Source organism: Cohaesibacter marisflavi, from assembly GCF_963665895.2.
Lineage (GTDB): Bacteria > Pseudomonadota > Alphaproteobacteria > Rhizobiales > Cohaesibacteraceae > Cohaesibacter > Cohaesibacter marisflavi.
The window spans coordinates 3,247,106-3,273,354 of the sequence record NZ_OY762534.1 but is presented as its reverse complement, the minus strand read 5'-3'; the positions used below and the strand labels follow the sequence as shown (position 1 = coordinate 3,273,354).

The window sequence follows — 26,249 nt, the reverse complement described above, 5'->3', positions numbered from 1 at the left end:
CTATGCGCAAGAGGTCGATATGCCAAAGCTCGTCACCAACGTGGTGAACGAGCATATTCTGCCCGGTTACGAACGTCTTGCGACCAGCTCGGCGGCTCTTTCCAAAGCGGTCGAGACCAGTTGCCCGGATAATCTGGATGCGGTGAAGCTGGCCTATAATGAGGCTTTTGATGCCTGGATGGGCGTCAGTCATCTGCGCTTCGGGCCTTCTGAAGAAAATAACCGCGCCTTTGCGCTGGCCTTCTGGCCCGACACAAGAGGCTTTACGCCCAAGACCCTTGCGAGCCTGCTCACAGACAATGATCCGGCCATTCATGATGCGGAAAAATTCAAGACGGTGTCCATTGCCGCGCGGGGCTTCTACCCGATGGAATTCCTGCTCTATGATACCCAGTTTACTGAGCAGCCCGCTCCGCAGCGCTGCGATCTGATGGCGGTCATGGCAAAGGATATCGCGAATAATTCTGCGGCCATCTTGAGGGATTGGCAGGCAGGCTACGGCGAGATGATGATCAAGGCTGACAATGATATCTACCGTGCGCCCGAAGAAGCGGTACGTCAGCTCTATACAGCGCTTACGACCGGCTTGCAGTTCACCGCTCAAACGCGCCTTGGTCGCCCGATGGGCAGCTTTGAAAAGCCACGCCCCAACCGCGCCGAAGCCCGACGCTCCGAGCGCTCACAACGCCATGTTCTGCTCTCGCTTCAGGCAAACCGTCAGTTGGCGTTGCTTCTGTCGGAAAATGATGAGGATATCGATAGGGGCTTCGAGCGCGCTATCCGTATTGTTGAAGATTTGGACGACCCTGCCTTTGCTGGCGTCGGATCAATACAAGGGCGCATTCGCGTGGAGGCGTTGCAGGGCGCCATCACATTCACAAATGATCTCGTGGCAGAGTATCTTGGGCCGAAACTGGGAATCTCTGCTGGCTTTAACGCACTGGATGGAGACTGATATGCCCGATCGTCGCTCATTTATCACTGGCCTGTTCGCTCTTGGCCTGTGCCCGTCTGTCACCTGGGCCGACGCAGGCAGTCCGGCTTTCTTGTCTGCCGCCCGAAAGCCCGATGGATCATATGCCCTGTTCGGCATTTCAGAGCAGGGGCGTACAATTTTCGAAATTGCCCTCCCCGGGCGCGGTCATGCCGCCGCCGCTCATCCCAGGCGGCCAGAAGCAGTGGCTTTCGCCCGCCGTCCGGGCAACTTCGCCATGGCGCTTGATTGCCGAAATGGTGAAACCAAGGCCGTGCTCCATTGCCCGAAGGGACGTCATTTTCAGGGGCACGGAGCTTTCTCGGAAGATGGCAGCCTGCTCTATACGGCCGAGAATGATTATGATCATGCGCGGGGCGTCATCGGCATCTGGAATGCTGATCAGGGCTACAAGCGCGTGGGCGAATTCGCTTCCCATGGCGTCGGCCCGCATGATTTAAAGCTGATGCCCGACAAGAAGCATCTGGTGATCGCCAATGGCGGCATCGAAACCCACCCCGATAGCGGGCGCGAGAAGCTCAATATTCCCACCATGAAACCCAATCTTGCCTATGTCACGCTTGATGGAGCACTGGTGGAGATGGTGGAGTTGCCGCAGGCAATGCACAAAAGCTCGATCCGTCATCTCAGCCTTGGAGCCGATGGCACCGTGGCCTTTGCCATGCAGTGGCAGGGCGACATCAACAATGCGCCGGCCATGCTGGGCCTGCACAAGCGCGGCGAAGAAGCCCGCCTGCTTGAAGCGCCAGACAATGAGCAGCGCGTGCTGCAGGGCTATGTGGGCAGCGTCGCTCTGGATATGGAGCAGAAGCTGCTGGCCGCCTCGTCCCCGCGTGGCGGTGTGGTGCATCAGTTTGATACTGACACCGGCGAATTCTTGGGTGCGATTCATGAAGAGGATGTTTGCGGTCTAGCCATTCGCGATCACAAACTCGTCCGCACCAGCGGCATGGGCATCGTCTGTCTCTCTGAAGATATGGCGGGCACCCAGATGGACAAGATGCGCGTCACCCATCGCTATCAATGGGACAATCATCTAATCCCCATTGGCTAGACGAGGAGAGCAAGGCACATAAAAAGGCGACCGGATCTGGTCGCCTTTTTTGTTTCAGTCTGAAGGCAGCGTCAAATGCGCTATGCACGCTCGCTTAGCACCAGCTGCTTGTCCATGCGCTCAAGGGCTGCACTGTTGTGCGTGATAAGCAAGATGGTGCGGTCTGTTTCATCGTCCAGAATCCGGTTGAGAATTTCCCGCTCCATCTGCGGATCAAGCCCTTCACCCGGTTCATCCAGAACCAGAATAGGCGCTGGGGAAAGCAGGGCGCGGGCAATGGACAGCCGCCGGATCTGTCCGCCGGAAAGCGTGCTGCCTGCTTCGCCGACAAAGCTATCAAGCCCCTCTTCCTGCGCAGCCACATAATCGGATAGCTGCACCTGATCGAGTACCTTATTGAGCATGGTGTCGCTCGCGTCCGGATTGGCTACCAGCAGGTTGCCCTTGAGGGTGGAGTTGAACAGATGTGGCTTTTGTGGCGCCACGGCAAAATGCGCTCGCAAGCTTTCGGCACTGAAGCGGCTATATGGCTGCCCGTCGATGAGAATATCCCCGCCGGAGAGTGGCCAGAAGCCAACCAGTGCGTTGATGATGCTCGACTTGCCAATGCCTGAAGGGCCGACGATGGCAACCCGTTCACCCGGCGCAACTGAAAGGCTTAGCTGGTCAAAAGCACTTGGGGCTCCTTCTTCATAGGCAAGGCTTACGGCCTTGAGTTCCAGTGAAGGGGGTGCGGTCGGTTTGATGTCGATGGCCTCTTCGCTCCATGCGGGAATCCCTTTGGGCTCTTGATCCGTCAGGCCAAACAGGCGCTTGGCTGCAACCTGCGTTTCGATGAAAGCGCGGATGGCAACGGGCAGGGGCACGATGACCTCGAAGCTTGCCATGGCAAACAGCATCAGCATCGGCAGGATCGGGCCTTCAAAGCTGCCGTCGCTGACTTTGGGAATGATGAACCAGAGAGCCGCGAACATGGCAAGGCTGGCCGCAAGGGTCAGCGCGCTTTGCGACGCGGCCTGAAGCTTGGCAAGCCGCAACTGGCTGGCGCATAGGCCACTCGATTGCGCTTCAACCGTCTGGCGGTAATCATCATCGCGGCCATAGACCAACATTTCGCGCAGGGCCTGTTGCCCTTCCACCAACGTCGAACGCATCTGGGCAGATTCCAGCACCTGATCGCTGGCAGCCTTGCGCCCGAAATGGTGAATGAGCCATGGGGTCAGGATGCCGCCGAGGAAATAGAGCACGATCAGCGATAGGGCCAAGCCAGAGGAGAAATAGCCAGCAAAGAAGCAGAAAATGGGAACCGCAATGAGAGCAACCAGCGAAGGCACCAGAACGCGCAGATAGAAATTCTCCAGCGTGGTGATATCCGCCCCGATCCGCGAGAAGACATCGCCGCTTTTCATGCCCTGCAATCCGGCGGGAGCCAGTGGCTCCATACGGTCATAAAACCAGCGCCGCATCTCGGCCACCAGCCGGAGGGTTGCCTCATGGGTAACGAGCCGCTCGGCATAGCGCCCGACCGTGCGGGTGATCGCCATGGCGCGGATGATGGCCGCCGGAGTGAAATAGTTCATGGTCACGCCAGCCAATCCGGCCAGTGCCATGGCGGCAATGAACCAGCCGGAAATGGACATCAGGATCACATTGGCCAACGCCGTGATCAGCGAGAGGAAAACCCCAAGGATGATCCAGCCGGTCCAGGGACGCATCAGCCCGAGCAGTTTTTTGAACTCAGCCATGCTGCACCTCCGTGGATTTGCTCTCGAAGCTGGAACGCACCAGCCCCGCATAGGCGCCATCTTTCTCTATCAACGCGTTGTGGGGGCCCATTTCGGCGATTTTGCCCTGCTCCAAGACGAGAATGACATCTGCCTGCTCGATCGTGTGCAAGCGGTGGGCGATGGTTATCGTCGTTGCGCTTTGCTCCAGAGCGTGAAGCGCATTCTGGATTCTGGCTTCATTCTCGCGGTCAAGATGCGCCGAGGGCTCATCAAGCAGCACCAGCGGTGCGTTGCGCAAGAGGGCCCGTGCAATGGCGATTCTTTGAATTTGCCCGCCGGAAAGCCCTGCGCCTTTTTCGTTGAGCTGATGGTTATAGCCATCGCTCAGCCCCGTGATGAAGTCATGAGCCTGTGCCAATTTGGCCGCGGCCTCAACGGCTTCTATCCCCGCATCTGGCTGTCCATAACGGATGGCATCCAGAATGCTGCCTGAGAAGAGCGTCGGCTTTTGTGGCACATAGGCCAACTGCGCACGCCACTCCGCGATCGGAAGGGTGGAAAGATCAAGGCCATTGACCAATATCTGGCCTTCACTCGGTTGGGCGAGCCCCAGAATCAGATCGATGATCGTGCTCTTGCCAGCGCCGGACGGGCCAACAAGGGCAAGGCTTTGGCCTGCAGCAAGCGTAAATGAAACATCCTCAAGCGCACGAGATCCATCGGGATAGACAAAACCAACAGAACGGAATTCAAGCGAAATTCCCTGCTTGAGATCTGGCAGTGCATCAAGGGAGCCCTCTTTCTTTTCCGAGCCATCGTCCATTTCCATGACGGAGACCATCGTTTCGGCTGCCCCGACTGCTTCCATGCGGGCATGATAATGGGTGCCCATGTTGCGCAGAGGCAAATAGAAATCCGGTGCCAGCAGCAGAACATAAAAGCCGTCAAAGAAGGTCATGTTGCCATAAAGCAGCCGAAAGCCGATGAACACGGCGATAATGGCGATCGAAACGGTCGCAAAAAATTCCAGAACCAGCGAGGAGAGAAAGGCCACGCGCAACACACTCATCGTGGTGCGGCGATAGCTCTCGGCCATGCGTGATACGGTTTCCGCTTCCCTGCGCGAGGCATTGAAAAGCTTGAGCGTCGTCAGACCCTGAATCATGTCAAGGAAGTGGGCGGAAAGCCGCGCCAACTTGCGCCATTGCTTCTGGTTGAGCCGCTCGGTTCCCTTGCCGATGAGGATCATGAAAACAGGAATGAGCGGCGCGGTAACCACCATCACCACCGCCGACAGCCAGTCCCGTGTGAGGGTTACCGCCAGAATGGCGAAAGGCAGCAGCACCGTCATCACCATCGCGGGCATATAGCGGGCAAAGTAGCCTTCCAGCGCTTCGATGCCTTCGGTCAATGTGGTGACCTGATCTCCAACAGCATTTTCGCTGCCGCGCTCAAGGATAGGGCCCTTGGCGATGAGGCGCGTAAGCAGATCCTTGCGCAATGTATGCTTGAGATCAATGGCGGCTTTGAGAGCCAGACGCTCGGAAAAATAGGAAAGAACCGCCCTGAGAACAAACAGGATAAGCAGTGGAGGCAAAAGAAACAGCAGATCTGTGAGCGTTGCCTGATGGGTTAGGACTGAATCGACACAGAAGGCAATCACTCCCATTTGCACGATCAAAACGATGCCGGCAGCAAAGGAAAGGACAATGGAAAGATTGAGAGGCCGCCGGGCTCTGCGCGACTGGGCTTTGAGAAAGGCTGAAATGTGTTTCGTGGACATTGAGGTCCCTGATTGTTCGGCCTTTATTGGCCCACATACGACATGACCGGGCGGACCCGGTCATGAAAAGGTTTATAATGGTTGAAAGGTGCTAATCAAGTATCCTTTTCGCCATAGTTATCTTGGGCTTCATACCACATCACATTGATCACGCCGACGGAAAGGGCGGCAGTCAATCCAAGGATCCATGCAAAATACCACATTATTAGATTTCCTTTCCGGTTATCAGTAAGCCGAATGGCTGCGTGCTTCGATTTCGTCCATCGTGACCCGACCCCACATGCGCCAGTAGCACCAGAGGGTGTACATCAGCACGATCGGCACGAAGATAACTGCCGTCCAGAACATGACCGTCAGGGTCAGGTGGCTGGAGGTCGCATCCCAAACCGTCAGTGAGGAGCGCGGATCAGTGGTGGATGGCATGATGAACGGGAACATGGACAGCCCCGCAGTGGAGATGATGCCTGTCATGCCCAGCGCGCTGAACAGGAAGGCAAAGCCACCTTTGCCAGCCTTGCTCATCAGAGCCATCAGAAGCGGGCAGAGAATGCCAAGGGCCGGAGCCAGAATGGCGATAGGATAGTTGCTGTAGATATTGAACAGTGCACCGGCTTCGCGAGCCACTTCCTTGGCAAGCGGGTTCGGCATGGCATCATAGGCTGGCTGGCTGACGATAACGAACCAGTTGAAGTTGCCTGCCCAAATCCACAGACCGGCAAGAGCAAACAGCACAGCCGTTGCAACACCGGCATAGAAGCCATATTGACGTGCCCGCGCAGCAACCACTTCATCGGCCCGCATCTGCAACCATGTGCTACCGTGTCCGGTAAGCATGGCAACCGAGACCAGCCCGGCCAGAATGGCGAACGGGTTAAGCAGCGGCAACAGGGCCCACAGGAATTTGGCGTCATAGGTCACACGCAAGAACTCGTCCAGATGGAACGGAACACCCTGCAGCAGGTTGCCGAAAGCAACACCGAAGATCAGGGACGGGATGAAGCCACCGGCAAACAGTCCCCAATCCCATGCGTAGCGCCAACCCTGATTCTCGATCTTGGAGCGATAGTCAAAGCCGACAGGGCGGAAGAACAGAGCAAACAGCACCAGCAACATGGCCAGATAGAAGCCTGAGAATGCAGCTGCATAAACAGCAGGCCACGCCGCGAAGATGGCGCCACCGGCGGTGATGAACCACACCTGGTTGCCGTCCCAGTGCGGGCCGACAGTGTTGATGATGATGCGGCGTTCGGGGTCATTCTTGCCGAGGAATGGCAACAAGGTGCCAACCCCCATATCCATGCCATCAGTGATGGCGAAGCCGATAAGCAGCACGCCTACGAGCGCCCACCAGGCAAATTTCAGGATTTCATAATCGATAATCATCGCTTTTTCCTATCAGTGGGTCTTACTCAGCCGGAGCCAAAGACGACGGCTTGGATTGTTCATGGTGATAGCGACCGGTGTGGAGCGAGCTCGGGCCCAGTCGTGCAAACTTGAACATCAGCCACACTTCGATGACCAACAGGAAGGTGTAGAAGGCGAGGAAGCCGGTGAGCGAGAAGATCAGATCCGCAATCGTCAGGCTGGATGCAGCCAGGAAGGTCGGCAGAACTTCACCGATAGCCCAAGGCTGACGGCCATATTCGGCCACGAACCATCCAAGCTCGACAGACAGCCACGGCAACGGAATGCAGATGACCAAAAGTTTGAGCAGCCAGCGCTTTTCCTCGATCTGCTTTTTGGCAGTGTAGTAGAAGGAGAGGGCGAACAGGCCGAGCATGGTAAAGCCGAAGGCCACCATGATACGGAAGCTCCAGAACAGATATGGCACGGACGGAATGGAATCTTCCACCGCTGCCGTAATCATCTCGTCAGTCGCATCCATCGGATTGTCGATATAGCGCTTGAGAAGCAAACCATAGCCCAGATCTTTCTTATGCAGGTTGAAGACAGCCTTGGTTTCTTCAGACTTGTCACCGGCACGCAGCATGGTGAGCTTGTCATAGGCGATCATGCCTGAGCGGATGCGGGCTTCATGCTGGTCTTTTAGATCGGAAATACCGATAACTTGCTTATCCAGCGAGCGCGTGGCGATGAGGCCCATGACCCATGGAATCTCGATGCCATAATCGACGCGCATTTCTTCATCATTCGGCCAGCCGATCAGGTTGAAGGCAGCAGGTGCTTCTTCGGTGTGATACTCCGCTTCAATTGCGGCCAGTTTCACCTTCTGCACATCGCCCAACTCGTAACCGGATTCGTCACCCAGCACGATAACTGAAAGGGACGCAGCAAGGCCGAAGCCGGCGGCCACAGCAAAGGAGCGCTTGGCAAAGGCCAGATCGCGGCCCTTGAGAATATACCATGCAGAGATGCCGATTACGAACATGGAAGCTGTGACATAGCCAGCGGCAACCGTATGTACGAATTTCACCTGTGCGACCGGGTTGAGGACCACTTCAGCGAAGTTGGTCATTTCCATGCGCATGGTTTCGGCAGAGAATTCAGAGCCGACAGGGTTTTGCATCCAACCGTTGGCAACCAGAATCCACAAGGCCGAGAGGTTCGATCCCAAAGCGGTAAAGAAGGTCACCGCCAGATGCTGGCGCTTGGAAAGCTTGTCCCAGCCAAGGAAGAACAGACCCACGAAGGTGGATTCAAGGAAGAAGGCCATCAGGCCTTCGATGGCAAGCGGCGCACCGAAGACATCCCCCACATAGTGGGAATAGTAAGACCAGTTCGTCCCGAACTGGAATTCCATCGTCAGACCGGTGGTCACACCCAGGGCAAAGTTGATACCGAACAACTTGCCCCAGAATTTGGTCATGTCTTTATAGACTTCCTTGCCGGTCATCACATAGACCGATTCCATGATCACGAGCATCCATGTGATGCCCAGCGTCAGGGGTACGAAAAGAAAGTGGTAAAGCGCGGTGGCGGCAAATTGCCAACGCGACAGATTGACGAATAGATCGCCATAAATAGGTTCCATGACAGCTCTCTTTGATGCTGTATCAACCCATTTGCAGGGGGTTTGGTCCCGTAGCAGTCAGGATCCTGCAGTTTGGTCGATTGGTCAGTTATTAAGTGAACAGAATGTTGGGCGTTTAAAGAAGTGGAGGCGCGCGGCTGGTGCCAACGCGGGGAGAAAGAGACAGCGTCCCGTCAGAAGGGGCGGTTGGCCAGAAAACTGTTCTAATCGAATGGACTGGCCGTTCGCAAGGCTGTGTATGATTATTGAAGCCAAGATCGTGCAGCGCTGTGAGAGCACAGATTGCGCAGTCCTTTTCGAGGGTGGCCGGGGTCTCTTCTCCATCGAAAGAAACTGCAGCCAAGCCGTTGGCTGTACAGATGATTCCGAAATACATATCGTCACCCGACGTGCCAGCTGCGGCTTCCGCGCTGGTGGACAGGTGAATACCGAAGGCCAGAACCTGCAGCCACATAGCGCACAAAGCGAGCAAGGTAATGGCTCGTTGGCTGTGCAGGCGTCTAAACAGGGTGGGGTTCTGGTTCATCGATCGTCGTTCGATTTCGTTTGAATTCGGAATGGTCTTGCATGCACAGTGCGTTTGTGCGCAAAAGTGCATTTTGTATTCATATTTGAAAATCAAGAGCTTTTACATGGGGCATCTCGCCACACCCTGAACCGTGTCCCCAGTCTATCCCTAGTCCTGCTCTGCGAAAACACTGCGACTTATGGGATTTTGGTAGCATCGCCTTACCTCTTAAGTGGATAACGCTGCACAAAACGATTGCTTTGGCCTTTCTTGCGCCTCGTCCCTTAAAAAAATCTGCGTCCTTCAGACTCATGCAACAGCCTGACACAAGTTTGCACGGTCATTTTGGATATCAATTGCGAACCCGATGCGACGAGCGCGCCAAAGCGAGGATTAAATGAGCAACTCAGACGGCTTGATGGGAAAATATTTTTCTCTGCACTCCTCTTTGGGAACGAGCCTGCTGCAGATAATTGGTTTGGTGCTTGCAGTGTCTATGGCCAATTCTGCTGACGCCAAGGCCCCTGCAAACAGTAAAACGGTTGAAGCGGGAATAAGTTCCAACGAAAAAGCAAAAACCGTTGACCAGATCGACGCCAACAGTTTTTGCGAAAATATCTCCGATCTGGCGTCAGAACAGAGATACGCCTGGCAGCTACAAAATCTCATTGCGCTGCAAAGCGACATAGACGGGCGCATTGAAAAGCTCGAAGCACTTCGCGCCGACGTCAAGGGCTGGATCGCCAAACGCGACAAGGTGCTCAGCGACGTCAAGGAACACATCATCACGGTTTACGAACGCATGCGCCCGGAAGCGGCCGCTGAACGGCTCGCCGCTGTTGATGATCAGGTTGCCATCGCGCTTCTTGCCAAGATGAAGCCGCGTGTCGTGAGCGCCATTCTCAACGAAATGGATGCCGCCAAGGCATCTGACCTGACGCAGGAAATGGCGTCGCTGGTCGAAATCAAGTCTGGAGAACGGGATCAATGACCACTCTTCTCACCAAAGCTCTGGTTCCCCTGTTCGGGATTCTGCTGCTTGCCGGATGTGCCAACAATCAGGAGAAGATCGGGGCCACCCCGGAATTGTCTCCCATGGGCAATGGCTTGCGTCAGCCGATGATCAATCCGACGCTTGTCGGCTATCAGCCAACCCAGCGAAGAAGCTTTCATGCCATCTGGACCGAAGACCGCAATCAGTTCTTCCTTGAACCTCGCGCCAAGCGGGTTGGGGATGTCTTGACGGTTCTCATCAATATTGAAGATGAAGCCAGCCTCGACAATGCCTCCGATCGCAGCCGCGACAGCTCTGAGAAGCAGTCTCTGGGCTTCGGGTTCAGCCTCTTCGGCTTCGGCGAAGACGGCGAAGCGGATCTGGATGCGGATTCAAAAAGTTCCACCAAAGGCAAGGGGGCCATCAACCGCAAGGAAGAGATTGATTTGCAGATTGCTGCTGTCGTGACCCAGGTTCTGCCCAACCATAATCTTGTGATTTCCGGCAGTCAGGAAGTCCGCGTTAACGCAGAGGTCCGGGTTCTCAATGTCGAAGGCATCGTGCGCCCGCGTGATATCGCTGCAGACAATGTCATCACCTACGACAAGATCGCCGAGGCACGCATTTCCTATGGTGGCCGCGGACGCATTACCGAGATGCAACAGCCCGCATGGGGCCAGCAGGTTTATGATCGGTTTGTGCCCTTCTAGGAAGCATCACCGCAACCCGTTTGAGGATGTGAGGGCCAGCCTCTCGCATCCGCTTCCGCACTCCCAATCCAATCGAGCAAGTTTGAGAAGGATAAACCGCCAAGATGTCGAATATTATGGTTTTGCCAGATGGTGAAGTGAAGGCCAAGTCGAGCAAGTCTGACATGGGCCTGTTTGTCACGATCCTCATCATGACGCTTCTGGCCGCCGGAATTGGCGCTTTTGTTGGCATGCAACTGGTCAACCAGACCCGCCACATCGTTCTGGAAGAAAAGAGGGAGAGAGAAAATCCTCCCGTTCATGCACTTTACGATAGCCCCAGCGAAATCGTCGGGATCAAACCGATCATCGTGAATTTGGCCGGGGTCGAAAAAGCATTCGTACGTGTTCAGGGCTCCATTGTTTTCAACGAAAGCGCAATGGAACAGTCCAAAATTCTGGTCAGTCAGGTGGAAAGCGACATCGCAGCCTATCTCAGAACCCTCAAGGTCTCTGATCTGGAAGGGGCAACCGGATTGCAGAATTTGCGGGAAGACCTCAACCAGAGGGCTAAAATCAGGGCGGATGGCAGTATTCGTGAATTCATTCTCGAGACGATGGTGATCCAGTGAAAAGACTAGCTTACGGCCTCTCCCTCTTTCTGCTGCTTGCCAGCCCGGCATGGGCCCAGTCGATCGATCTGAACAGCATTCTGCCAAGTGGAGAAGCCTCCGCATCAGGCCGGATGATCCAGCTGATTGCCCTTATCACGGTTCTGTCCCTGGCGCCGGGACTCCTGATCATGGTGACAAGCTTCATACGCTTCTCGATCGCCTTTTCCTTTTTGCGTTCGGGTATGGGGCTGCAATCAACGCCCTCCAACATGGTGATGATCTCTCTGGCGCTCTTCATGACCTTCTATGTCATGGGACCAACTTTTGATCAGGCCTGGAAAAATGGCGTGCAGCCACTGCTCGATAACCAGATCACCGAAGCGCAGGCTTATGAGCGCGTGGCTTCGCCCTTCCGTTCTTTCATGCTTCAGCATGTGCGGGATGAAGATATCGGCATGTTTTCCGATCTGGCCATCGCCAATCTCAATGCCACGGAGGCAACCTCACCGGACGAAGTGGAGATGCGGGTGCTGATCCCTTCCTTCATGATTTCCGAGCTTAGGCGCGGTTTTGAAATGGGCTTCCTGATCGCCTTGCCCTTTCTGGTGATCGACCTGATCGTTGCGACCATTACCATGTCCATGGGCATGATGATGTTGCCTCCCACGGCCATTTCGCTTCCCTTCAAGGCGCTCTTTTTCGTGCTGATCGACGGCTGGAACATTCTCGTCGGCAGTCTCATACGATCTTTCTTCTAAAGGGGAGAGTCTCTCTCCCTTTATCCCAAGGCAGCAAAGCCCTCTTGCCAGGCACTGTTTCAGTGTCTGGCTTTTTTTGTTCCGACAGGCCTTTAGTCACTCTGCTTGGCTTTATCGAAAAGGCGAGAAAACTTCGCTGAAAATTTGAATTAAAACATAAAATAATAAAATAAAATCAATGAGATAGGTGATATTCCGACAGCTTCAGGCAAGCTTGGTGGCTTAAGACTGGATTATCGGAATTTGATGGAGAATCCAAATGGAACCTGTCTATTTGATGAAGCTGGCAAATGCGCATCAGAATTGGCTCTCGGTTCGCGAGAACACGATCGCCCAGAATGTCGCCAATGCCAACACACCAGGCTATCGGGCAAAGGACGTGGAAAGCTTCACCGCGCTCTTTGACAAAGCCCATGTTCGCATGGCCAGCACCCAACCTGGACACATGACCGCCATGAATGCTGCAACGCGGAGTGTCGATGTTGAGAAGAAGGATAGCTGGGACGTCACATATTCCGGAAACTCGGTCTCACTGGAACAGGAAATGATGAAAGCCGGTGAAGTCGCCCGAGATCATACTCTGACAACGAATTTGATCAAATCCATCCACAGTATGATGTTGATGGCAGCGAAGGCACAGTGATGATTGATCCTCTTTCCGCGACATTTCGCATCTCCTCTACCGGATTGTCCGCGCAGGCAGAGCGCATGCGCGTCATTTCCGAAAACCTGGCAAACGCCCAGTCGACCGGAGCGACCCCCGGCTCCGATCCCTATCAGCGCAAAACAATTGTCTTTTCCGAAGAGATGGATCGGGCAGCCGGTGCGTCACTCGTGAAGGTCAAGAATGTCGGTATCGATAACGCGCCCTTCTCGGTTGAATATGATCCGACCAATCCGGCCGCTGACGAGAACGGGCAGGTGAAAATGCCGAACGTCAACACCATGATCGAACTGGCCGACATGCGCGAGACCAATCGCAGCTATGAAGCCAACCTCAAGGTCATGACCCAGACACGCAGCATGGTTCTGCGCACCATCGATCTGCTCAGGAGCTAGTGATGATAGACAGTTTGAATTCAGTATCCAGCCTGACGACCCGGGGCAGTGACTTCAACGGCGTTTCGGAAACACGCTTCATCAGCAATAGCGGCCAAACGGCTGCGATTGATGTGACCGGCGAGGTCGATGAATCGGGCAACACATTCGCTGATTATTTCTCCGGCGTAACCACAGACGCGATCAACACGGTCAAGATGGGTGAAACTGCTGCCATTGAAGGCATAGAGGGCAAGGAGTCCGTGCAGAATGTGGTGGACGCCGTGATGAATGCCGAACTGGCGCTGCAAAGCGCAATCGCCATTCGAGACAAGGTTGTCGCCGCCTACCAGGAAGTCAGCCGTATGACCATCTAGCGGCCCGGGGAGACAGCGGACAGGCTCCGCGGGTCTCCTTTGTCATGGATGTCACGTTATATTTCAGATCGAGGGAAAAACAATGAAAGCTCTTGCCATTGCTGCGACCGGAATGAGCGCGCAGCAGCTCAATGTTGAAGTGATTGCCAACAACATATCCAATATGAACACAACCGGCTTCAAGCGGGCGCGTGCCGAATTCACCGATCTCCTTTATCAGGCCGTGCGCGTGCAGGGGGTTCCCAACCGCACCGGTGAAGCGCCGATTCCGGAAGGAGCCCAGCTTGGTCTTGGTGTGCGGGCTGCCGCGATCCGCAATCTGCACAGCCAGGGCACCTTGAACAACACATCAGGCACCTACGATCTGGCCATCGATGGCAAGGGCTGGTTCACGGTCAGCAATGCCGATGGCGACACTTTTTATACCCGTGCCGGATCTTTCAATACCAATGGCGAGGGCCGTCTCGTAACCTCGGATGGTTATCCGATCGAACCGGCCATCTCAGTTCCTGATGGGACGACTGACATCGAGATCAACGAGACCGGTCAGGTCTACGCCAAAATTGACGGGCAGGATGCGCCTCAGTTGCTGGGGCAGTTGCAGCTGGCTGTCTTTGCCAATGATTCCGGTCTGGAAGCCAAGGGCGCCAACCTGTTTGCCGAAACCGAAGCCTCAGGGGAAGCGGTTGAAGGCAATGCCGGTGACGAGGGATTCGGCATCATCCGTCAAGGCTATCTGGAAGATTCCAACGTCGATCCGGTCAAGGAAATCACCGCTCTTATCGCAGCCCAGCGTGGTTATGAAATGAACTCCAAAGTCATTCAGGCCGTTGATGACATGGCTGGTGTTGTAACGCAGGGAATACGCTAATGAGCGCGGCGCTACAAAGGCGGGCTCCGACCATGGCTGAACAGCAGCTCCGGCTGCTGTCTGTGCTGGGGGCAACAGTCATTCTTATTTGCTTATGGGCACAGCAGGCATTGGCAGCCACCCCGGTGGTCACATTACCTGTGCCACGCGCCACAATCGCGCAGGGGCAGGTCATCACATTGTCAGCCCTGGAAAAACGGCGTTTCAGAGCCAACAGGATCGACCGCTTTTCGGTGGTACCCAACATCAATGACCTTCTGGGCAAGGAAGCTGTGCGCCAACTACCGGTCGGTGAGCCCATTCCCAAGTCGGCCTTGCGGCGGCGTGAAGCCGTCAAACGCGGTGAGCCCGCTCAACTGGTGTTTCAGGATCGCGGTCTGGAAATCGTTGCCCATGTCGAGCCTCTTGAGGACGGCATCGTGGGGGAGATTATCCGGGTGCGGAATGTAGATACCGGGCTGATCATCGTCGGGCGTGTTGAAGAAAATGGAACGATTTCGATAGGGCCATAACATGAAGACTTTCAGCAGATGCCTTGCGGCAGCCCTTTGCACCCTGTTGCTGGCAACAAGTGTCAATGCGGCCGTGCGTATCAAGGATGTGACCTCTCTGGAGGGCATGCGCGATAACCAGATCATCGGCTATGGACTTGTTGTCGGGCTGAAGGGCTCGGGCGATACGATGCGCAACTCGCCCTTTACCGAGCAATCGCTACAATCCATGCTCGATAGCATGGGGGTCAATGTGCGCAACGCCAACCTGAGAACCCGCAACGTTGCCGCTGTTGTGGTGACAGCCAATTTCCCTGCCTTCGTCAAAAAGGGCACAAAAATCGATATCAATGTGGCCTCACTGGGAGATGCATCATCTCTCTCAGGTGGCACGCTGATTGCCACCCCGATGATGGGATCCGACGGCAAGGTTTATGCCGTTGCGCAAGGCGGGCTTGCGGTAGCCGGATTTTCCGAACAGGGGGCTGCTCAATCCTTGCAGGAAGGCATTGCAACATCGGGCATGATCCCCAATGGCGCCATCGTCGAGCGAGAACTTGCAGACGAATTCATCAATCTGCGTTCCTTTGTGTTGCAACTGACCAACCCAGATTTCAACACGTCCGTGCGCATAGCCGATGCTATCAATGCTTTCACGCGTGAACGCTATGGCGTGAGGCTGGCAAAGGAGAGGGATTTTCGCTCGGTTGTTCTGCGCAAGCCGGGAAAGGTCAGCGCCACACGCTTTATTGCCCAGATCGAAGGCTTGGTCATTCAGCCCGATACGCCGGCCAAGGTTGTCGTGGATGAACGAACGGGAACCGTCGTCATCGGCAATCATGTGCAGATCTCCACAGTCGCAGTCACCTATGGCAGCATGGTGGTGCGCATAACCGAAAGACCGATGGCCAGCCAGCCTGAGCCATTCTCGGAAAATGGGCAGACCGTGGTCTTGCCGGACACGAGCATTGATGTAAACCAGGATGGTGGCTCTCTCTCCATCATCGGAGGGACGGACTTGCAGACCATTGTCAGTGGTCTCAACCGGATTGGGCTCAGACCATCAGGGGTAATCTCCATCCTGCAGACCATGAAAACGGTCGGGGCATTGCAAGCAGAACTTGTAATCCAGTAGGAGAGGGGCCAAGGCCCCGCAAACCGGCCCATGCGAGCCAGAGACGACCGTTGAGAGCCTCTGGCTTGTGTCTGCAAGCAAGCATACCATCACTGTAGGTTAATGAGAAAGGGCCGTTTAAGGCCCTTTTTTATTGGGCGTTCGTGTCGATTATGCCCGCTGCGTGCGGCTGGAGAAGGGCGGATTAAATCGTCTGTTGGATATATTGGGAAACAGTTTGGTACTAAAAGAGGGCATAAGCAAATTTAACAATGTCAGTTTATATGTACTAAGTAATACCACGAAGAAAGCTTATCCAAAGCATAAAATTTGAAAAGTTATTGTTTCAATGGTGTTATTGGATTGTGTGTAATATAATTGTAAACAGTCATTAACTATTTCCAGATCCGTGCCTTGATTGTGTCAAAGTCGAGGCATAAATATTGAGTAAATCGAGTGCATTAGGGTACTTGAATAAAATCCTTCCGAAAAATTGCGCCACTTTTAGACATAATTCTACTAAAAGGACGCCCTTCTCATTTATATTTCTTTTTCCGCGCCTTCTGAAAGCTGTTTTGAAGCGTGTGTTTTCTAGTGACGGCAGCGCCTCATTGCAATACCTCTATATCTACCAAGAATGGAGTATTTCGATGATCGTACTAATTGAAAAGCGAGAGTTGGTGTCTGACGGCTATACCGCCGGATTTCAGCGTGAAGGGGTGCCATCCATCGGTATTGTTCCGCAGGAGTTTGGCAGCTGGGTCACCAGTCTCTCAGATACAGATATCAATGCGGTTGAAGCTTTCCTTTTGGGGGATTGTGAGGAGAGGAGCAGTTATCCTGGCCTCATTCGCTCCCGTTGCCGCAAAACCCCTCTCATCGCACTGAATGATAAAACCTCTCTGGAACAGACCCTGGATCTGTTTGCAGCCGGTTTTGATGACGTGGTTAGCAAACCCATCCATGTAAAAGAAATCCTCGTCAGGGCTGCTGTGATCAGCCGTCGAGCAGGAGTAGAAGCTGAAATGCAGCATGAAGAAGGTGATGTCCGTGTTTATTTCGACGGACGGTCTCCGGAGATTTGCGGTGAAGCACTTGAGCTTCCGCGTCGTGAACGTCGCATTCTGGAATATCTCGTCAAGAACAGGGATCGCCGTGTCAGCCGCGCCCAGATCTACAATGCGGTTTACGGACTGCTGAACGAAGATGTCGAGGAAACCGTTGTAGAAAGCCATATCAGCAAGCTGCGCAAGAAACTGAAGCTGCGCCTTGGATATGACCCGATCGATTCAAAACGGTATCTTGGCTATATGTTCAACGCTCTCTCTGAGCAAGGCTAAGCATAAAATCCGACCCAAGGCCTTTGACCCCGGCTTATACTGGACCGGAGCAAGAGCCCAAAGGAGACCAAGACAATCACGGCAATTGGCCGTAAACAGATTAAACGAAGTTATTTGAAGAATTGCACTTATATTGGTGTTTCGGCATGAAGGCCGAAATGGAAAGATCTTCTCCCGAAAGGCAACCCGCCTTGAGGGTTTTCAAAAAGAAAAACGGTACATTGAGAAGCAGCATGAAGCGTGCTCTCAAATACCCCGTCGTTGCTCTTCACGCTTGATGTGAAGGGCTGATGGACCATGGCTCATACCGCCTCGAAACGAGCCGTGGCTGGCTTCTTGTGCCTGAATGCAAGGATAAGTCCGCAGGAGCGAATAGCATGAGCCCCATCTGGGGCATGTCGCGGCGTCACGCGGGACTATAGCCACCATATAGCCAACGGCAGGATTGCGTTCTGGAACAACCTGAGCTGGCGCCTGTCCGACACTTGCCCTTACTGCCGGACCAAATGCTCCACTCTCTCACTAAATACATGAAATGCCGGTCTAACAGCCTGAAGCAGACCGAAGAAGCTCAGCAGGACGCTTGGATATATCAGCCTGCCCAACCCAGCCTGCCCAACCCAGTCTGTCTGACAGGCGATCCCAGCGATTTTCAGACAAGGTTGGGGTGGACACAGCCCAGAGCGCACGCATAACCTCATACAGCCCTCAGACGCCACTGGCAGAGGCGGGGGCATCGTTGGGTTGCTTCGGGCTAATGAGGTCTTGCGGGAATTGGAGACGAAGAAAAGGCGTGTAGCGGTCGGGCATCGGGGAGAGGCGACCGGAGACAGGCAAGCAGCATGGGGCCGGAAGGCTAGCCGGGAGGTCTGGTTCCATTGAGACTTGATTCCATAGAGGACCAAAACCTTAAAGGCCCAGAACCTTAAAGGCCCAAGTCTATGTCTGGCAGCTGCAACCTATTTGAAACGGCATGGAGAAACACTCCACCCATGGTAAAGGCGGGGTGTTTAAAAGCCACTTTCGATGTGGTCGTACACGATTTGGGTAAAGCTGGTAATCTGGGTGCCGATGAAAGTGCCGCTTGCGATGAGCATCAGGAAAATGACAAGGATCTTGGGAATGAAGGTCAACGTCATTTCCTGCACCTGCGTCAAGGCCTGAAACAGGGCGATAGCCAGACCGATGACCATTGCAGCCCCCACAGCGGGGCTGGCTGCAACAATCACGGTCCAAAAGGCTTCTCGAACAAGATCGAGTGCATCAACTTCATTCATCAGGAAATCGTCACCCCTGGGCCGACAAGCACATTCGTGCCATCGTCGAGGCTCGCGACAACGCCGTCTGTCGCTATGGTGACAGAGGCAATCGTGCCTGAAATCTCCGAGCCATTACGCGTGGCCGAGAGGGTCTTGCCAACAAGCGATGTCGACTGGTTCACATAGAGCTGGGAGAGCACATTGTCGAGCTTGTTGTTGGTCTGGATATTCTGTTCGACATTGGAGAAGGACGCCAGCTGCCCCATCTGCTCGGACATGTCGGTCGGGTTGGTCGGATCCTGATACTGCATCTGGGTGACCATCATCTGCAGGAATGCGTCATAGTCAAGGGTCATGGCGCTGGAGACGCTGGAGGAAGACTGGGTAGAGGCTGCAGATGTGCTTGATGTAACGGGTGAAACGGACATTCTGTTTAATCCTTCTTGCCGCAGGGTGAAAGACCTGCCTGAGCTGTCAGATTGATTGACATGGTGATCGGGTTAGAAACGGGCTTCTGGCGATGGTGACTGGTCGAAGCGCATATCCTTGTTTTCATGGACATCCACGACATCGCTCAAGAGGCTTTCTTCCAGCGCATAGAGAGCCCGAATGCGTTTCATGGCCTCGTAATAGTTGCCGGCATTGACCACATCCACAATTTCCTGAATGCCTGCACAGAGTCGATAATGATCGACCGTGTCGGTCAGACTGCGAGCGAATTTCAGGAATGTCTTGTGTGCCTCTTCGATGTTGGTCGGAGAGGTGAACATCATCTGGGCAATGAAATAGAGCTGCCGCAGTGGCGTGGTTGTTTCATCGGCCTGAATGATGTGGTTTTCGAGCAGGAATTCCGCTTCATTCAATAGTTCGATGGTTGTCTTCTTGGGAAAACGGATCACTGCACCATTGATGTAAAAGCGTTCTCCGGATTTGAAAGTAAGCCGCATCGGTTTCATTGTGCTAGTCCAGTGCTGATCATGGTGTTGAGGTCGATGAGAGCGTCAAGATTATCGCTCTCGTTTTGGCGAATACGACCGACTTCCTTGAGAATGAAGAGACCGATGGACACAAGATCGGCCTTGAGCTGATCGGGCAGTGTGTTTTCCGGCTTGGCCAGATCTTCCAGCAAAAAGCACCAGACCAGATTGGTCTGATAAAGTGCATTGATGCCCACGACAGACTGAACCCCCTGGACTTTCGCCTCCTTCAAGCACTCAACCAGATGATTGATGGCTTGGACTTCGTTGCTTTTCTGGCATGATCCAGACAGTTGAGAGCTTTCCGCATAGTAAGAAGTGTACATTCTCTTCCTCGCCCTGATGATCTTTCTGTAAAGGGTGCTGGCAGACCAGGCATCCATCGCCTCATTGTCAGTCCCTCCGGTATGCTGGTTTGCGGGTGGCAACTGGCAGAGCCGTGCCTTGCCGCCCCTATTGTCGTGTCTTGAGTGTGAAACCTAGAGATAGTTCAGCAAGCTCAAATTCTGCATCCGGCTCGTGATCGTGTAGGTCAGTTCCAGTTGCGTAACTGCGCTGGACAGTTTCACCGAAGCCTCTGTCTTGTCGACATTTTCCAGATCGACGATGCGCTCGTTCAGAGTGTCGGTCTGGATGGCAAGGCGATCGGACGCGTCAGAAACCCGGGCCTGTGCGTTGCCGGCCTTGCCGATGACATTGTTAAGACTCTGAATCGCCGAACCGATAACCTCGGTTGCCTTGTTGGCAACGGCATCGAACGTTTTCTGTGACATCTTCCCGGCGCCGAGCGAAGAGATCATCGTGTAGGCCATGGCCAACTTGCGTAGGGGTTCTTCGTTGGCGCTGACCGATGTGTCGATCACCTCGGTGGCGGAAATTCTGCTGGAGGTAACCTCATCGGTGGCTGAGGACCAGTTGGCGGCCCAGTTGGCTGAGTCGAACTCGGCGGCAAATCCGTTATCAAGATAGTCTTCGATATCAGCCACGGTGATGTTGGCCACCTGCGGGTCGTCCGGCCCGAAGCCGAATTTGGCATTAAAAGAGGCGTCGATGGCGGTCTTGCTTGTTGACCCGGTTTCATAGGTCTCGATCGGTGTTTCTTCGGTGTTGATGCCAGCGAAGATGAAAGAGCCGTTGAAAGAGGTGTTGAGGGTGGAAATCAATGAATCCAGATTGTCCTTGGAACTGGAAACGATCACGCTCCGCGCCGTGGCGCTGCCGATGGATGTCAGCAGAGTGGACTGAAAGTCGGATGCCAATGTGGAGACATTCTCCAGCGCTTGCACCCCCACATCCAGACTGCTGGAAATCAGCGCATTGGTGTCGACAATGGCATTGAGCGTGTGGAACTGCGCCCGGATGGAAACAGCCTCGCCCGTGGAGCTGCCCAAATGCAGACCAACATCATAGTGCCGGCCCGAGGAGACTTCCTTCTGCAGCTTAACAAGGTTGCTTGTTTGCGAGGCAATGGACTTGTTTGTCGCCGTGGAAAACGAAAGGGAAGAGATGTAGTTCGTCATGATTTAACCCGCAATCTGTAGAAGTTGATCCAACATTTCATCGATCGTGCTGATCAATTTCGCGGTCGCGGAATAGCTACGCTCAATTTCCAGCATGCTTTGCATTTCTTCATCAATATTGACGCCGGTCGCGTTGGAGAAGGATTCCGTCACCCGATTAAGGGTGATGGACTGGTTTTCGGAAACGGTGTTGGCACTTTGACGTGTCGATTCCAGCCAGCTGACAGAAGAGGATGCAAAATCCTTAAGCGTGCCGGTCGTATCAACGCCCGTATCGCCGTTGAACACCATGGAGGTGTCAAGGTTGCTCAGCAGCTGCTGAATGCGATCCCCATAGCTGGCATGGTCAGACGGGTTATAGTCCGTGGTGATGCCATCCCGGATCAAGTCCAGATGGTCTGAATCAAGGGCGCTGTTGACCTGGATATCGGAGGCCAATCCCTGAACCAACGTGCCTGCAGCCGGGACCGATGGTGTCCCTGTATGGGTAAAGATGCCTGCCGTGCCGCTTTCCTGAAAGGCGGAGATCAGCCCGTGAGCAATTTCATCAAGCTGGTTCTGATAGGTCACGGCCGCTTCATCGCGCACGGCGACAAGGCCTGCGATGCGGCCGTTGCTGATTTCCATTCTGGCATCAGGGCCTGCCACGGGAACCCCGTCAACGCGCACCGAATTGCCAACGGTTGAGGCCGAGAAAGTGTCTGTCTGTTCAAAAGTGACGCTGCGCGCAGTGGTTTCAAACATCATCACACCGCTTTCGGTGGTGATGACCAGATCGTTATTTTCGCGCGTCTGAGTCTTGATGCCAATCTGGGCGGACAGTTCTAGCACCGCCTGATCGCGAGCATCCAGGGCGTCGGTCACATCCGACCCAAGCTCGGTGCCGCGCACGATTTCCTTGTTGAGAGTTTCGATGCGTGCCAGCTGGTCGTTGATGATCGCCACGGATTGGGCGATCTTTTCATCCGCGTTTTCCCGCTCGGCCTGCACGGTAGCCGAAGCGTTATTCAGCGTCGATGCCATATTCTGGGCAGCAGAAAGCACCTGCCCAGCAAGGACTGAATCAGAAGGCATTGCCCCATAGGCCTGCAATGCCGTTTCCAACTCACCCAGAACAGCGGCTGGAGAAATACTCTGGTTGGTGTCGCCCAGCGTGTTGGCCAAGTGGGTCAACCCGTCCAGATAGGCATCACTTTTCTCACCGATCGAGGTGGAGGAAATGAGACTACGGAACAGCGCCTGATCGGTCGCTCTGGAAATGGCACTGATATAGACGCCACCGCCCGAACCGTCGCTTGCTTGCAGCGTTGAGACCAATGCTGTCTTGCGCGTATAGCCTTCCTGACTGGCGTTGGTAATATTGCGCGAAAGGACTGCGGTTTCTTTTTGTCGCGTGCTCAGGGCAGATTGTGCGACTTGCAGAGCAACTGATAGACTCATGACACTTACCTTAAAAAATGCACGAGACTACACCCGAAGGGAGGAACTCCATGGGGGACGTGTGTAGTCTCGTGAAGCCGGACTTAGCGAGCGAGGTTCACAACCTCACTGAGCAGATCTGACCCGGTTTGGAATACCTTGGAATCAGCGGAGAATGACCTCTGGGCAACAATCAGGTTGGTCAGTTCTTCGGCCAGATCCACGTTGGAGCCTTCGATGGCGCTGGAAATCAGGGTGCCCATGCCATTGTCTCCGGGGAAGCCGACCTGCACGTCGCCACTTTCGTTGGTGGTGGTAAAGACCTCGCCGCCCATGGGGGCAAGATTGTCTTCACTGGCCACATCCGCGATCGGAATGCGATAGGCCGGTTGGCGTGAGCCATCCTCGTAAACCATGTAGAGCGTGCCATCAGGGTTGATTTCAACGCTCTCGACATTCTGCGGCGCGTTGCCGTTCACTGTGGGATCATCGACACCAAAATCGGCAGCCAATTGTGTCATGCCAGCAATGGAAATGGTGGCATCTTCAGTGGCGGGTTGATGGTCTGGGATATGGAAGCTGAATTCGGTTGGCGAGGTGGCCGCAAAGGTGCCATCTGCGTTGAAATTCAGTGTCGTGGTCGACATGGGGTTGGCGTAGGTATTGCCGTGTGCGGTCGTGACCGATGCGGTATAGGGGAAGCCACCATCGGTGGAATCTGCGTTGTTGAAGACAGCCACTTCCCAGGTGTCAGTACCAGTCTTGGTAAAATAGACATCCATCTGGACTTCGTTGCCTACATCGTCATAGGAAACCAGAGATGTTTTGGCGGTATAATTGATGTTGGAAATGGTGCCATCGTTGGCGGATGGAAGCGGCGCGGCCTCAATGGCAGCATTCGAGGGCAGGTTGCCGCTCATCGACCCTTCCGTAGTGGCGTTGGCCTCCAACTGGGACTGGTTGATATTCACCTTTTCAAGACCGGTAAGCGCGTTGGCAACAACCGAAGGCGAACCATTGGTGAGGTCGAAGCCCTGCAGATAATATCCTGCCGTGTTGACCAAATTGCCATCTGAGTCAGGTACGAAGTGCCCTGCCCGGGTAAGGAATGGCGTGCCATCAGAATCAGACACCACGAAGAAGCCACTGCCATCAATCGCCAGGTCGGTTACGCTGGTGGTATAATCGATGTTGCCGGCTGTGGAGATGTCGTAAGAGGTGAGAGCTTCCACGCCACCTGAATTATAGGAGGTGGTGTTCTGGGTGGTCACAACGGACTTGAATTCGGTTTCGGCCTTCTTGTAGCCGGTCGTGTTCGCATTGATGATATTATCAGATACAGTGCCAAGCTTGCTCGACTGGGAGTTCATGCCTGAAACACTAGAACGCATTACGCCGTAAAGGCCCATGGTGCTCTCCTGTTTAAAGTAACCGCTATCTCGCATCCGGAGCAGTGGCGCAGGTTGCCCTGATAGGGACTATGAGGTTTCTATGCTGAGAGGATAGGGCAGAAGGCTTGCGCGAAACTGGCCTCCAATCTGTTGTAAATATTTGAATTAATTAAATTTTTATATTCAATCGAAGTGTTTCTGTGCGCTTTGGACAGAATGGGGCAAAACGGGAGGGGGCGGCTGAATTTTTGTCCACTCCATATAAAAACACCTGCCAATTTGTGAAGTTGGCAGGTGCAAAAGCTCGAAAAATATGATGGGCGGGAGAGAGTAGGTGGGCCTACCGGTCGCAAAAGGCACGGGATTTAGCCGTCCACTGGCCAAACTTGCTGGCCACAAGATTGCGGATAACAGCACAGACATAGCGCTTTTGAGCGGGATTGTTGTCAGGACCTGCATGATAACGCGCCACTGCCATCGTCCAGCTTCCCTGGCGGGCACGCAACTGCCTTAGAAATTTGGCCGCATAGCGTACATTGGCGTGGGGATCGATCATTTCATCCAGGGATGCAAACTGGTCAGAATGATAATGGTGATTGATCTGCATGCAACCGATATCGATCAGCTTCTTGCCATTCTTCCTGGCCTCGCGCACAGCGTCGAGCGCGGCGTTTTTGGAAGATGTCATCACCGTCTTTCCCTCGATATTGAGGGCGAAGGGGTGCAGCTTCAGGCCGCGCCCCGTTTCTGTCAGTCCAACCGCATAGAGAATGCCAAGTGGCACCCCTTCGCTGGCGGCTGCGGCGCGCATTTCCCGCTCGCATACCGCATCAACGGTCGCTGTTTCAGCCCGTGCTGTTGCCGCAAAAGCAGAGCCGGCCACACTGGCGCTAAAGAGTAAGCCCGCGATAAGGCTGACTTTCGCTTGTCGCTTCATGATGCACTCCGTCGGAATTATCATCAAAGGACTCCATCGAGAACAGGCCGCCTTCGTCTCTTGCGCCCGATTGCTGTTTTTGCCCGCCTTGATCGCCCGAGCCGTTGTTGGCGCCGGAGGAGCCGGACCGGTCCTGACCATTCTGCTGGTTCAGACTGTCACTGGAAGAGGGAGGCAGTATCTGTGAAGGGCCCTTTTCATCCATCGCGACAACCGTAATGCGGTCAGCCTGATAGCCAGCCTTTTGCAGCAATTTATTCAACTCATGCTGGTTGGTCTCAAGCATCTTCGCCGTTTCGGCCTTGGATGCTTCGATGCGCACTTCGATATTGTTGTCATTCAGGCGCACGGAAAGACGCACCTTGCCCAAATCGGCGGGATGCAGCTGGATATCAAGAACGCGCAATACATCGCCACTGCGATGCAGCTTCAATCCACTTGAGAATTGCGCATCAAGAGCGCTGTCGGGATTGGCCGAGCCCTGCCCATTGAGGCTGCCGCTCAAGGCGTCGCCAATCTGGCGGAGAACGGAATTGGCCGTGGTAAGACCCGTCTGAGGCGAAACCACTCCATTCGTCTCCAACATATCCATCGGCGCAAAATGGGTTTCCTGTTTGAGCACACTGAAGCCGTCGCGCTGGGCCTTCTGGGTAGGCGTCAACATGGCATCCCTGACAATCGGCATGACCGTATCAAAAGCCGATGTCGCGCGGGTATCCAGAGAATAGGCTTTAAGGTTGGTCGGATCGACCGGGTTTGACTGCGCGCTCTTTGCCAACTGCTCCATAGAGCCAAGGGATACCTTCTCCTGTGTCTGGGAAAGACCTTGGAAGAGGGTCTTGGCATCTTTTGCAGTGCTGGCCTCGGCTGCTGCCTTGCCTATTTTGCCCATGGAGCCTTCTGCCCCGTTTTGCTGCTTGGCCGCATCGCTCAGGGCCTGTTCGGCCAACCGGTCTTTGCCGGCCTGCAAAAGCGGATCGGTTCTTGTGCCAGCGAGCGCACCGCTGCCCGTTTTATCGGGTGCTTGTCCAAAGCCTGCTTGCGCCAACAATTGCTGGATAGATTTGAAATCGGCTTTTTCAGCACTCTGCTCCTTGGAGGCCTCCGCCGCCATTGCCGTGGCGGCCTTTTTATTGGCATCCGGAGAAACAAGATCAAACAGCTTTTCAAAGGAAGAGGGCCCTGTATCACCATTGGCCTTGTCTGCGTGCTTCTTGTGTGATTTGCTTTCCAGCTCCGCCGCTTCATTGGCGGCCTGTTCGGCTTCGTCTCCATAAGAGGCACTGTTATCATGGGCCTGTCGCTTGTGCTGACTGTCTCCGTGAACAGAGTGTTTTCCGGAATACAGGGCCTTTGTGTTGACGTTGGCACCAGCGGCGGGAATGGTCTGACTAGGCATGCT

The 26,249-nt window shown here is 54.4% G+C and carries 28 protein-coding genes; 13 read left to right on the top strand and 15 right to left on the bottom strand.

The genetic code is table 11. The features are described from left to right. The first annotated feature begins 19 nt into the window (after window positions 1-19). Both ACKPCT_RS15795 and ACKPCT_RS15790 read left to right on the top strand, forming a co-directional pair. Window positions 20-955, top strand: coding sequence for an imelysin family protein (locus ACKPCT_RS15795; protein ID WP_319567370.1), 936 nt, complete (start codon window positions 20-22; stop codon window positions 953-955). 1 nt (window position 956) lies between these two features. Next, window positions 957-2,048, top strand: a complete 1,092-nt coding sequence (locus tag ACKPCT_RS15790; RefSeq protein WP_090069292.1) for a DUF1513 domain-containing protein — start codon at window positions 957-959, stop codon at window positions 2,046-2,048. Window positions 2,049-2,128: 80 nt separating this feature from the next. On the opposite strand, the gene cydC is transcribed toward ACKPCT_RS15790, so the two are convergent. The 6 genes from cydC to ACKPCT_RS15760 all read right to left on the bottom strand — a co-directional run bounded on the left by cydC (window position 2,129) and on the right by ACKPCT_RS15760 (window position 9,076). Beyond that, on the bottom strand, window positions 2,129-3,793 hold the full coding sequence (gene cydC / locus ACKPCT_RS15785; protein ID WP_319567369.1) for a thiol reductant ABC exporter subunit CydC: 1,665 nt from the start codon (window positions 3,791-3,793) through the stop codon (window positions 2,129-2,131). Continuing rightward, complete coding sequence (gene cydD / locus ACKPCT_RS15780) at window positions 3,786-5,558, bottom strand: thiol reductant ABC exporter subunit CydD (RefSeq protein ID WP_090069296.1); 1,773 nt, start codon at window positions 5,556-5,558, stop codon at window positions 3,786-3,788. The genes cydC and cydD overlap by 8 nt, the downstream gene beginning before the upstream one ends. Window positions 5,559-5,653: 95 nt before the next feature. Then, the gene (cydX, locus tag ACKPCT_RS15775) at window positions 5,654-5,761 is read right to left on the bottom strand and encodes a cytochrome bd-I oxidase subunit CydX (RefSeq protein WP_090069298.1); all 108 of its coding nucleotides are present in this window, start codon (window positions 5,759-5,761) and stop codon (window positions 5,654-5,656) included. Between the two features lie 22 nt (window positions 5,762-5,783). Further along, window positions 5,784-6,941, bottom strand: a complete 1,158-nt coding sequence (gene cydB, locus ACKPCT_RS15770; RefSeq protein WP_319567368.1) for a cytochrome d ubiquinol oxidase subunit II — start codon at window positions 6,939-6,941, stop codon at window positions 5,784-5,786. Between the two features lie 22 nt (window positions 6,942-6,963). Then, complete coding sequence (locus ACKPCT_RS15765; RefSeq protein WP_319567367.1) at window positions 6,964-8,550, bottom strand: cytochrome ubiquinol oxidase subunit I; 1,587 nt, start codon at window positions 8,548-8,550, stop codon at window positions 6,964-6,966. Between the two features lie 115 nt (window positions 8,551-8,665). Next, window positions 8,666-9,076 (bottom strand): DUF2946 family protein, encoded by a 411-nt coding sequence (locus tag ACKPCT_RS15760; protein ID WP_139229196.1) that lies wholly within the window; start codon window positions 9,074-9,076, stop codon window positions 8,666-8,668. Window positions 9,077-9,455: 379 nt separating this feature from the next. On the opposite strand from ACKPCT_RS15760, the gene ACKPCT_RS15755 reads away from it, so the two are divergent. From ACKPCT_RS15755 to ACKPCT_RS15705, 11 genes are all read left to right on the top strand, one after another. Beyond that, window positions 9,456-10,049, top strand: a complete 594-nt coding sequence (locus ACKPCT_RS15755) for a MotE family protein (protein WP_090069304.1) — start codon at window positions 9,456-9,458, stop codon at window positions 10,047-10,049. Next, window positions 10,046-10,762: a flagellar basal body L-ring protein FlgH gene (gene flgH, locus ACKPCT_RS15750; protein ID WP_090069306.1), complete on the top strand. Its 717-nt coding sequence runs from the start codon at window positions 10,046-10,048 to the stop codon at window positions 10,760-10,762. Before ACKPCT_RS15755 ends, flgH begins: the two co-directional genes overlap by 4 nt. 104 nt (window positions 10,763-10,866) lie before the next feature. After that, window positions 10,867-11,373 (top strand): flagellar basal body-associated FliL family protein, encoded by a 507-nt coding sequence (locus tag ACKPCT_RS15745; protein WP_090069308.1) that lies wholly within the window; start codon window positions 10,867-10,869, stop codon window positions 11,371-11,373. Beyond that, window positions 11,370-12,113: a flagellar type III secretion system pore protein FliP gene (gene fliP, locus ACKPCT_RS15740; protein ID WP_244544592.1), complete on the top strand. Its 744-nt coding sequence runs from the start codon at window positions 11,370-11,372 to the stop codon at window positions 12,111-12,113. The genes ACKPCT_RS15745 and fliP overlap by 4 nt, the downstream gene beginning before the upstream one ends. Before the next feature lie 259 nt (window positions 12,114-12,372). After that, window positions 12,373-12,756, top strand: coding sequence for a flagellar basal body rod protein FlgB (gene flgB, locus ACKPCT_RS15735; RefSeq protein ID WP_090069310.1), 384 nt, complete (start codon window positions 12,373-12,375; stop codon window positions 12,754-12,756). Beyond that, complete coding sequence (gene flgC / locus ACKPCT_RS15730; protein WP_090069312.1) at window positions 12,756-13,172, top strand: flagellar basal body rod protein FlgC; 417 nt, start codon at window positions 12,756-12,758, stop codon at window positions 13,170-13,172. Before flgB ends, flgC begins: the two co-directional genes overlap by 1 nt. Window positions 13,173-13,174: 2 nt before the next feature. Next, window positions 13,175-13,528 (top strand): flagellar hook-basal body complex protein FliE, encoded by a 354-nt coding sequence (locus tag ACKPCT_RS15725; protein ID WP_090069314.1) that lies wholly within the window; start codon window positions 13,175-13,177, stop codon window positions 13,526-13,528. An 82-nt stretch (window positions 13,529-13,610) separates the two neighbouring features. Continuing rightward, window positions 13,611-14,399: a flagellar basal-body rod protein FlgG gene (gene flgG, locus ACKPCT_RS15720; protein ID WP_090069316.1), complete on the top strand. Its 789-nt coding sequence runs from the start codon at window positions 13,611-13,613 to the stop codon at window positions 14,397-14,399. Then, a complete protein-coding gene (flgA, locus tag ACKPCT_RS15715; RefSeq protein WP_319567366.1) occupies window positions 14,399-14,911 on the top strand; it encodes a flagellar basal body P-ring formation chaperone FlgA in 513 nt (170 codons plus the stop codon). Before flgG ends, flgA begins: the two co-directional genes overlap by 1 nt. Window position 14,912: 1 nt before the next feature. Beyond that, window positions 14,913-16,025, top strand: a complete 1,113-nt coding sequence (flgI, locus tag ACKPCT_RS15710; protein WP_090069320.1) for a flagellar basal body P-ring protein FlgI — start codon at window positions 14,913-14,915, stop codon at window positions 16,023-16,025. Between the two features lie 629 nt (window positions 16,026-16,654). Next, entirely contained in the window at window positions 16,655-17,344 is a 690-nt protein-coding gene (locus tag ACKPCT_RS15705) for a response regulator transcription factor (RefSeq protein ID WP_090070343.1), read from the top strand. A 1,010-nt stretch (window positions 17,345-18,354) separates the two neighbouring features. Here ACKPCT_RS15705 and fliQ read toward each other — a convergent pair. The 9 genes from fliQ to ACKPCT_RS15660 all read right to left on the bottom strand — a co-directional run bounded on the left by fliQ (window position 18,355) and on the right by ACKPCT_RS15660 (window position 26,246). Then, window positions 18,355-18,621, bottom strand: a complete 267-nt coding sequence (fliQ, locus tag ACKPCT_RS15700) for a flagellar biosynthesis protein FliQ (RefSeq protein ID WP_090069324.1) — start codon at window positions 18,619-18,621, stop codon at window positions 18,355-18,357. Then, window positions 18,621-19,031 carry a flagellar hook assembly protein FlgD gene (gene flgD / locus ACKPCT_RS15695; RefSeq protein WP_090069326.1) on the bottom strand — a complete coding sequence of 137 codons (411 nt, stop codon included), beginning with the start codon at window positions 19,029-19,031 and terminating at the stop codon, window positions 18,621-18,623. Before flgD ends, fliQ begins: the two co-directional genes overlap by 1 nt. A 72-nt stretch (window positions 19,032-19,103) precedes the next feature. Beyond that, window positions 19,104-19,559, bottom strand: coding sequence for a flagellar biosynthesis repressor FlbT (gene flbT / locus ACKPCT_RS15690; protein WP_090069328.1), 456 nt, complete (start codon window positions 19,557-19,559; stop codon window positions 19,104-19,106). Then, window positions 19,556-19,906, bottom strand: a complete 351-nt coding sequence (flaF, locus tag ACKPCT_RS15685; protein WP_175527914.1) for a flagellar biosynthesis regulator FlaF — start codon at window positions 19,904-19,906, stop codon at window positions 19,556-19,558. Before flaF ends, flbT begins: the two co-directional genes overlap by 4 nt. 153 nt (window positions 19,907-20,059) lie before the next feature. Next, window positions 20,060-21,100 carry a flagellar hook-associated family protein gene (locus ACKPCT_RS15680; RefSeq protein WP_090069332.1) on the bottom strand — a complete coding sequence of 347 codons (1,041 nt, stop codon included), beginning with the start codon at window positions 21,098-21,100 and terminating at the stop codon, window positions 20,060-20,062. Window positions 21,101-21,103: 3 nt separating this feature from the next. Continuing rightward, on the bottom strand, window positions 21,104-22,540 hold the full coding sequence (flgK, locus tag ACKPCT_RS15675; protein ID WP_319567365.1) for a flagellar hook-associated protein FlgK: 1,437 nt from the start codon (window positions 22,538-22,540) through the stop codon (window positions 21,104-21,106). Window positions 22,541-22,623: 83 nt separating this feature from the next. Next, window positions 22,624-23,928 carry a flagellar hook protein FlgE gene (locus tag ACKPCT_RS15670; RefSeq protein ID WP_090069336.1) on the bottom strand — a complete coding sequence of 435 codons (1,305 nt, stop codon included), beginning with the start codon at window positions 23,926-23,928 and terminating at the stop codon, window positions 22,624-22,626. A gap of 322 nt (window positions 23,929-24,250) precedes the next feature. Then, window positions 24,251-24,847, bottom strand: coding sequence for a transglycosylase SLT domain-containing protein (locus tag ACKPCT_RS15665; protein ID WP_407062698.1), 597 nt, complete (start codon window positions 24,845-24,847; stop codon window positions 24,251-24,253). Next, complete coding sequence (locus ACKPCT_RS15660; protein WP_319567364.1) at window positions 24,801-26,246, bottom strand: flagellar hook-length control protein FliK; 1,446 nt, start codon at window positions 26,244-26,246, stop codon at window positions 24,801-24,803. Before ACKPCT_RS15660 ends, ACKPCT_RS15665 begins: the two co-directional genes overlap by 47 nt. Between the last annotated feature and the right edge of the window lie 3 nt (window positions 26,247-26,249).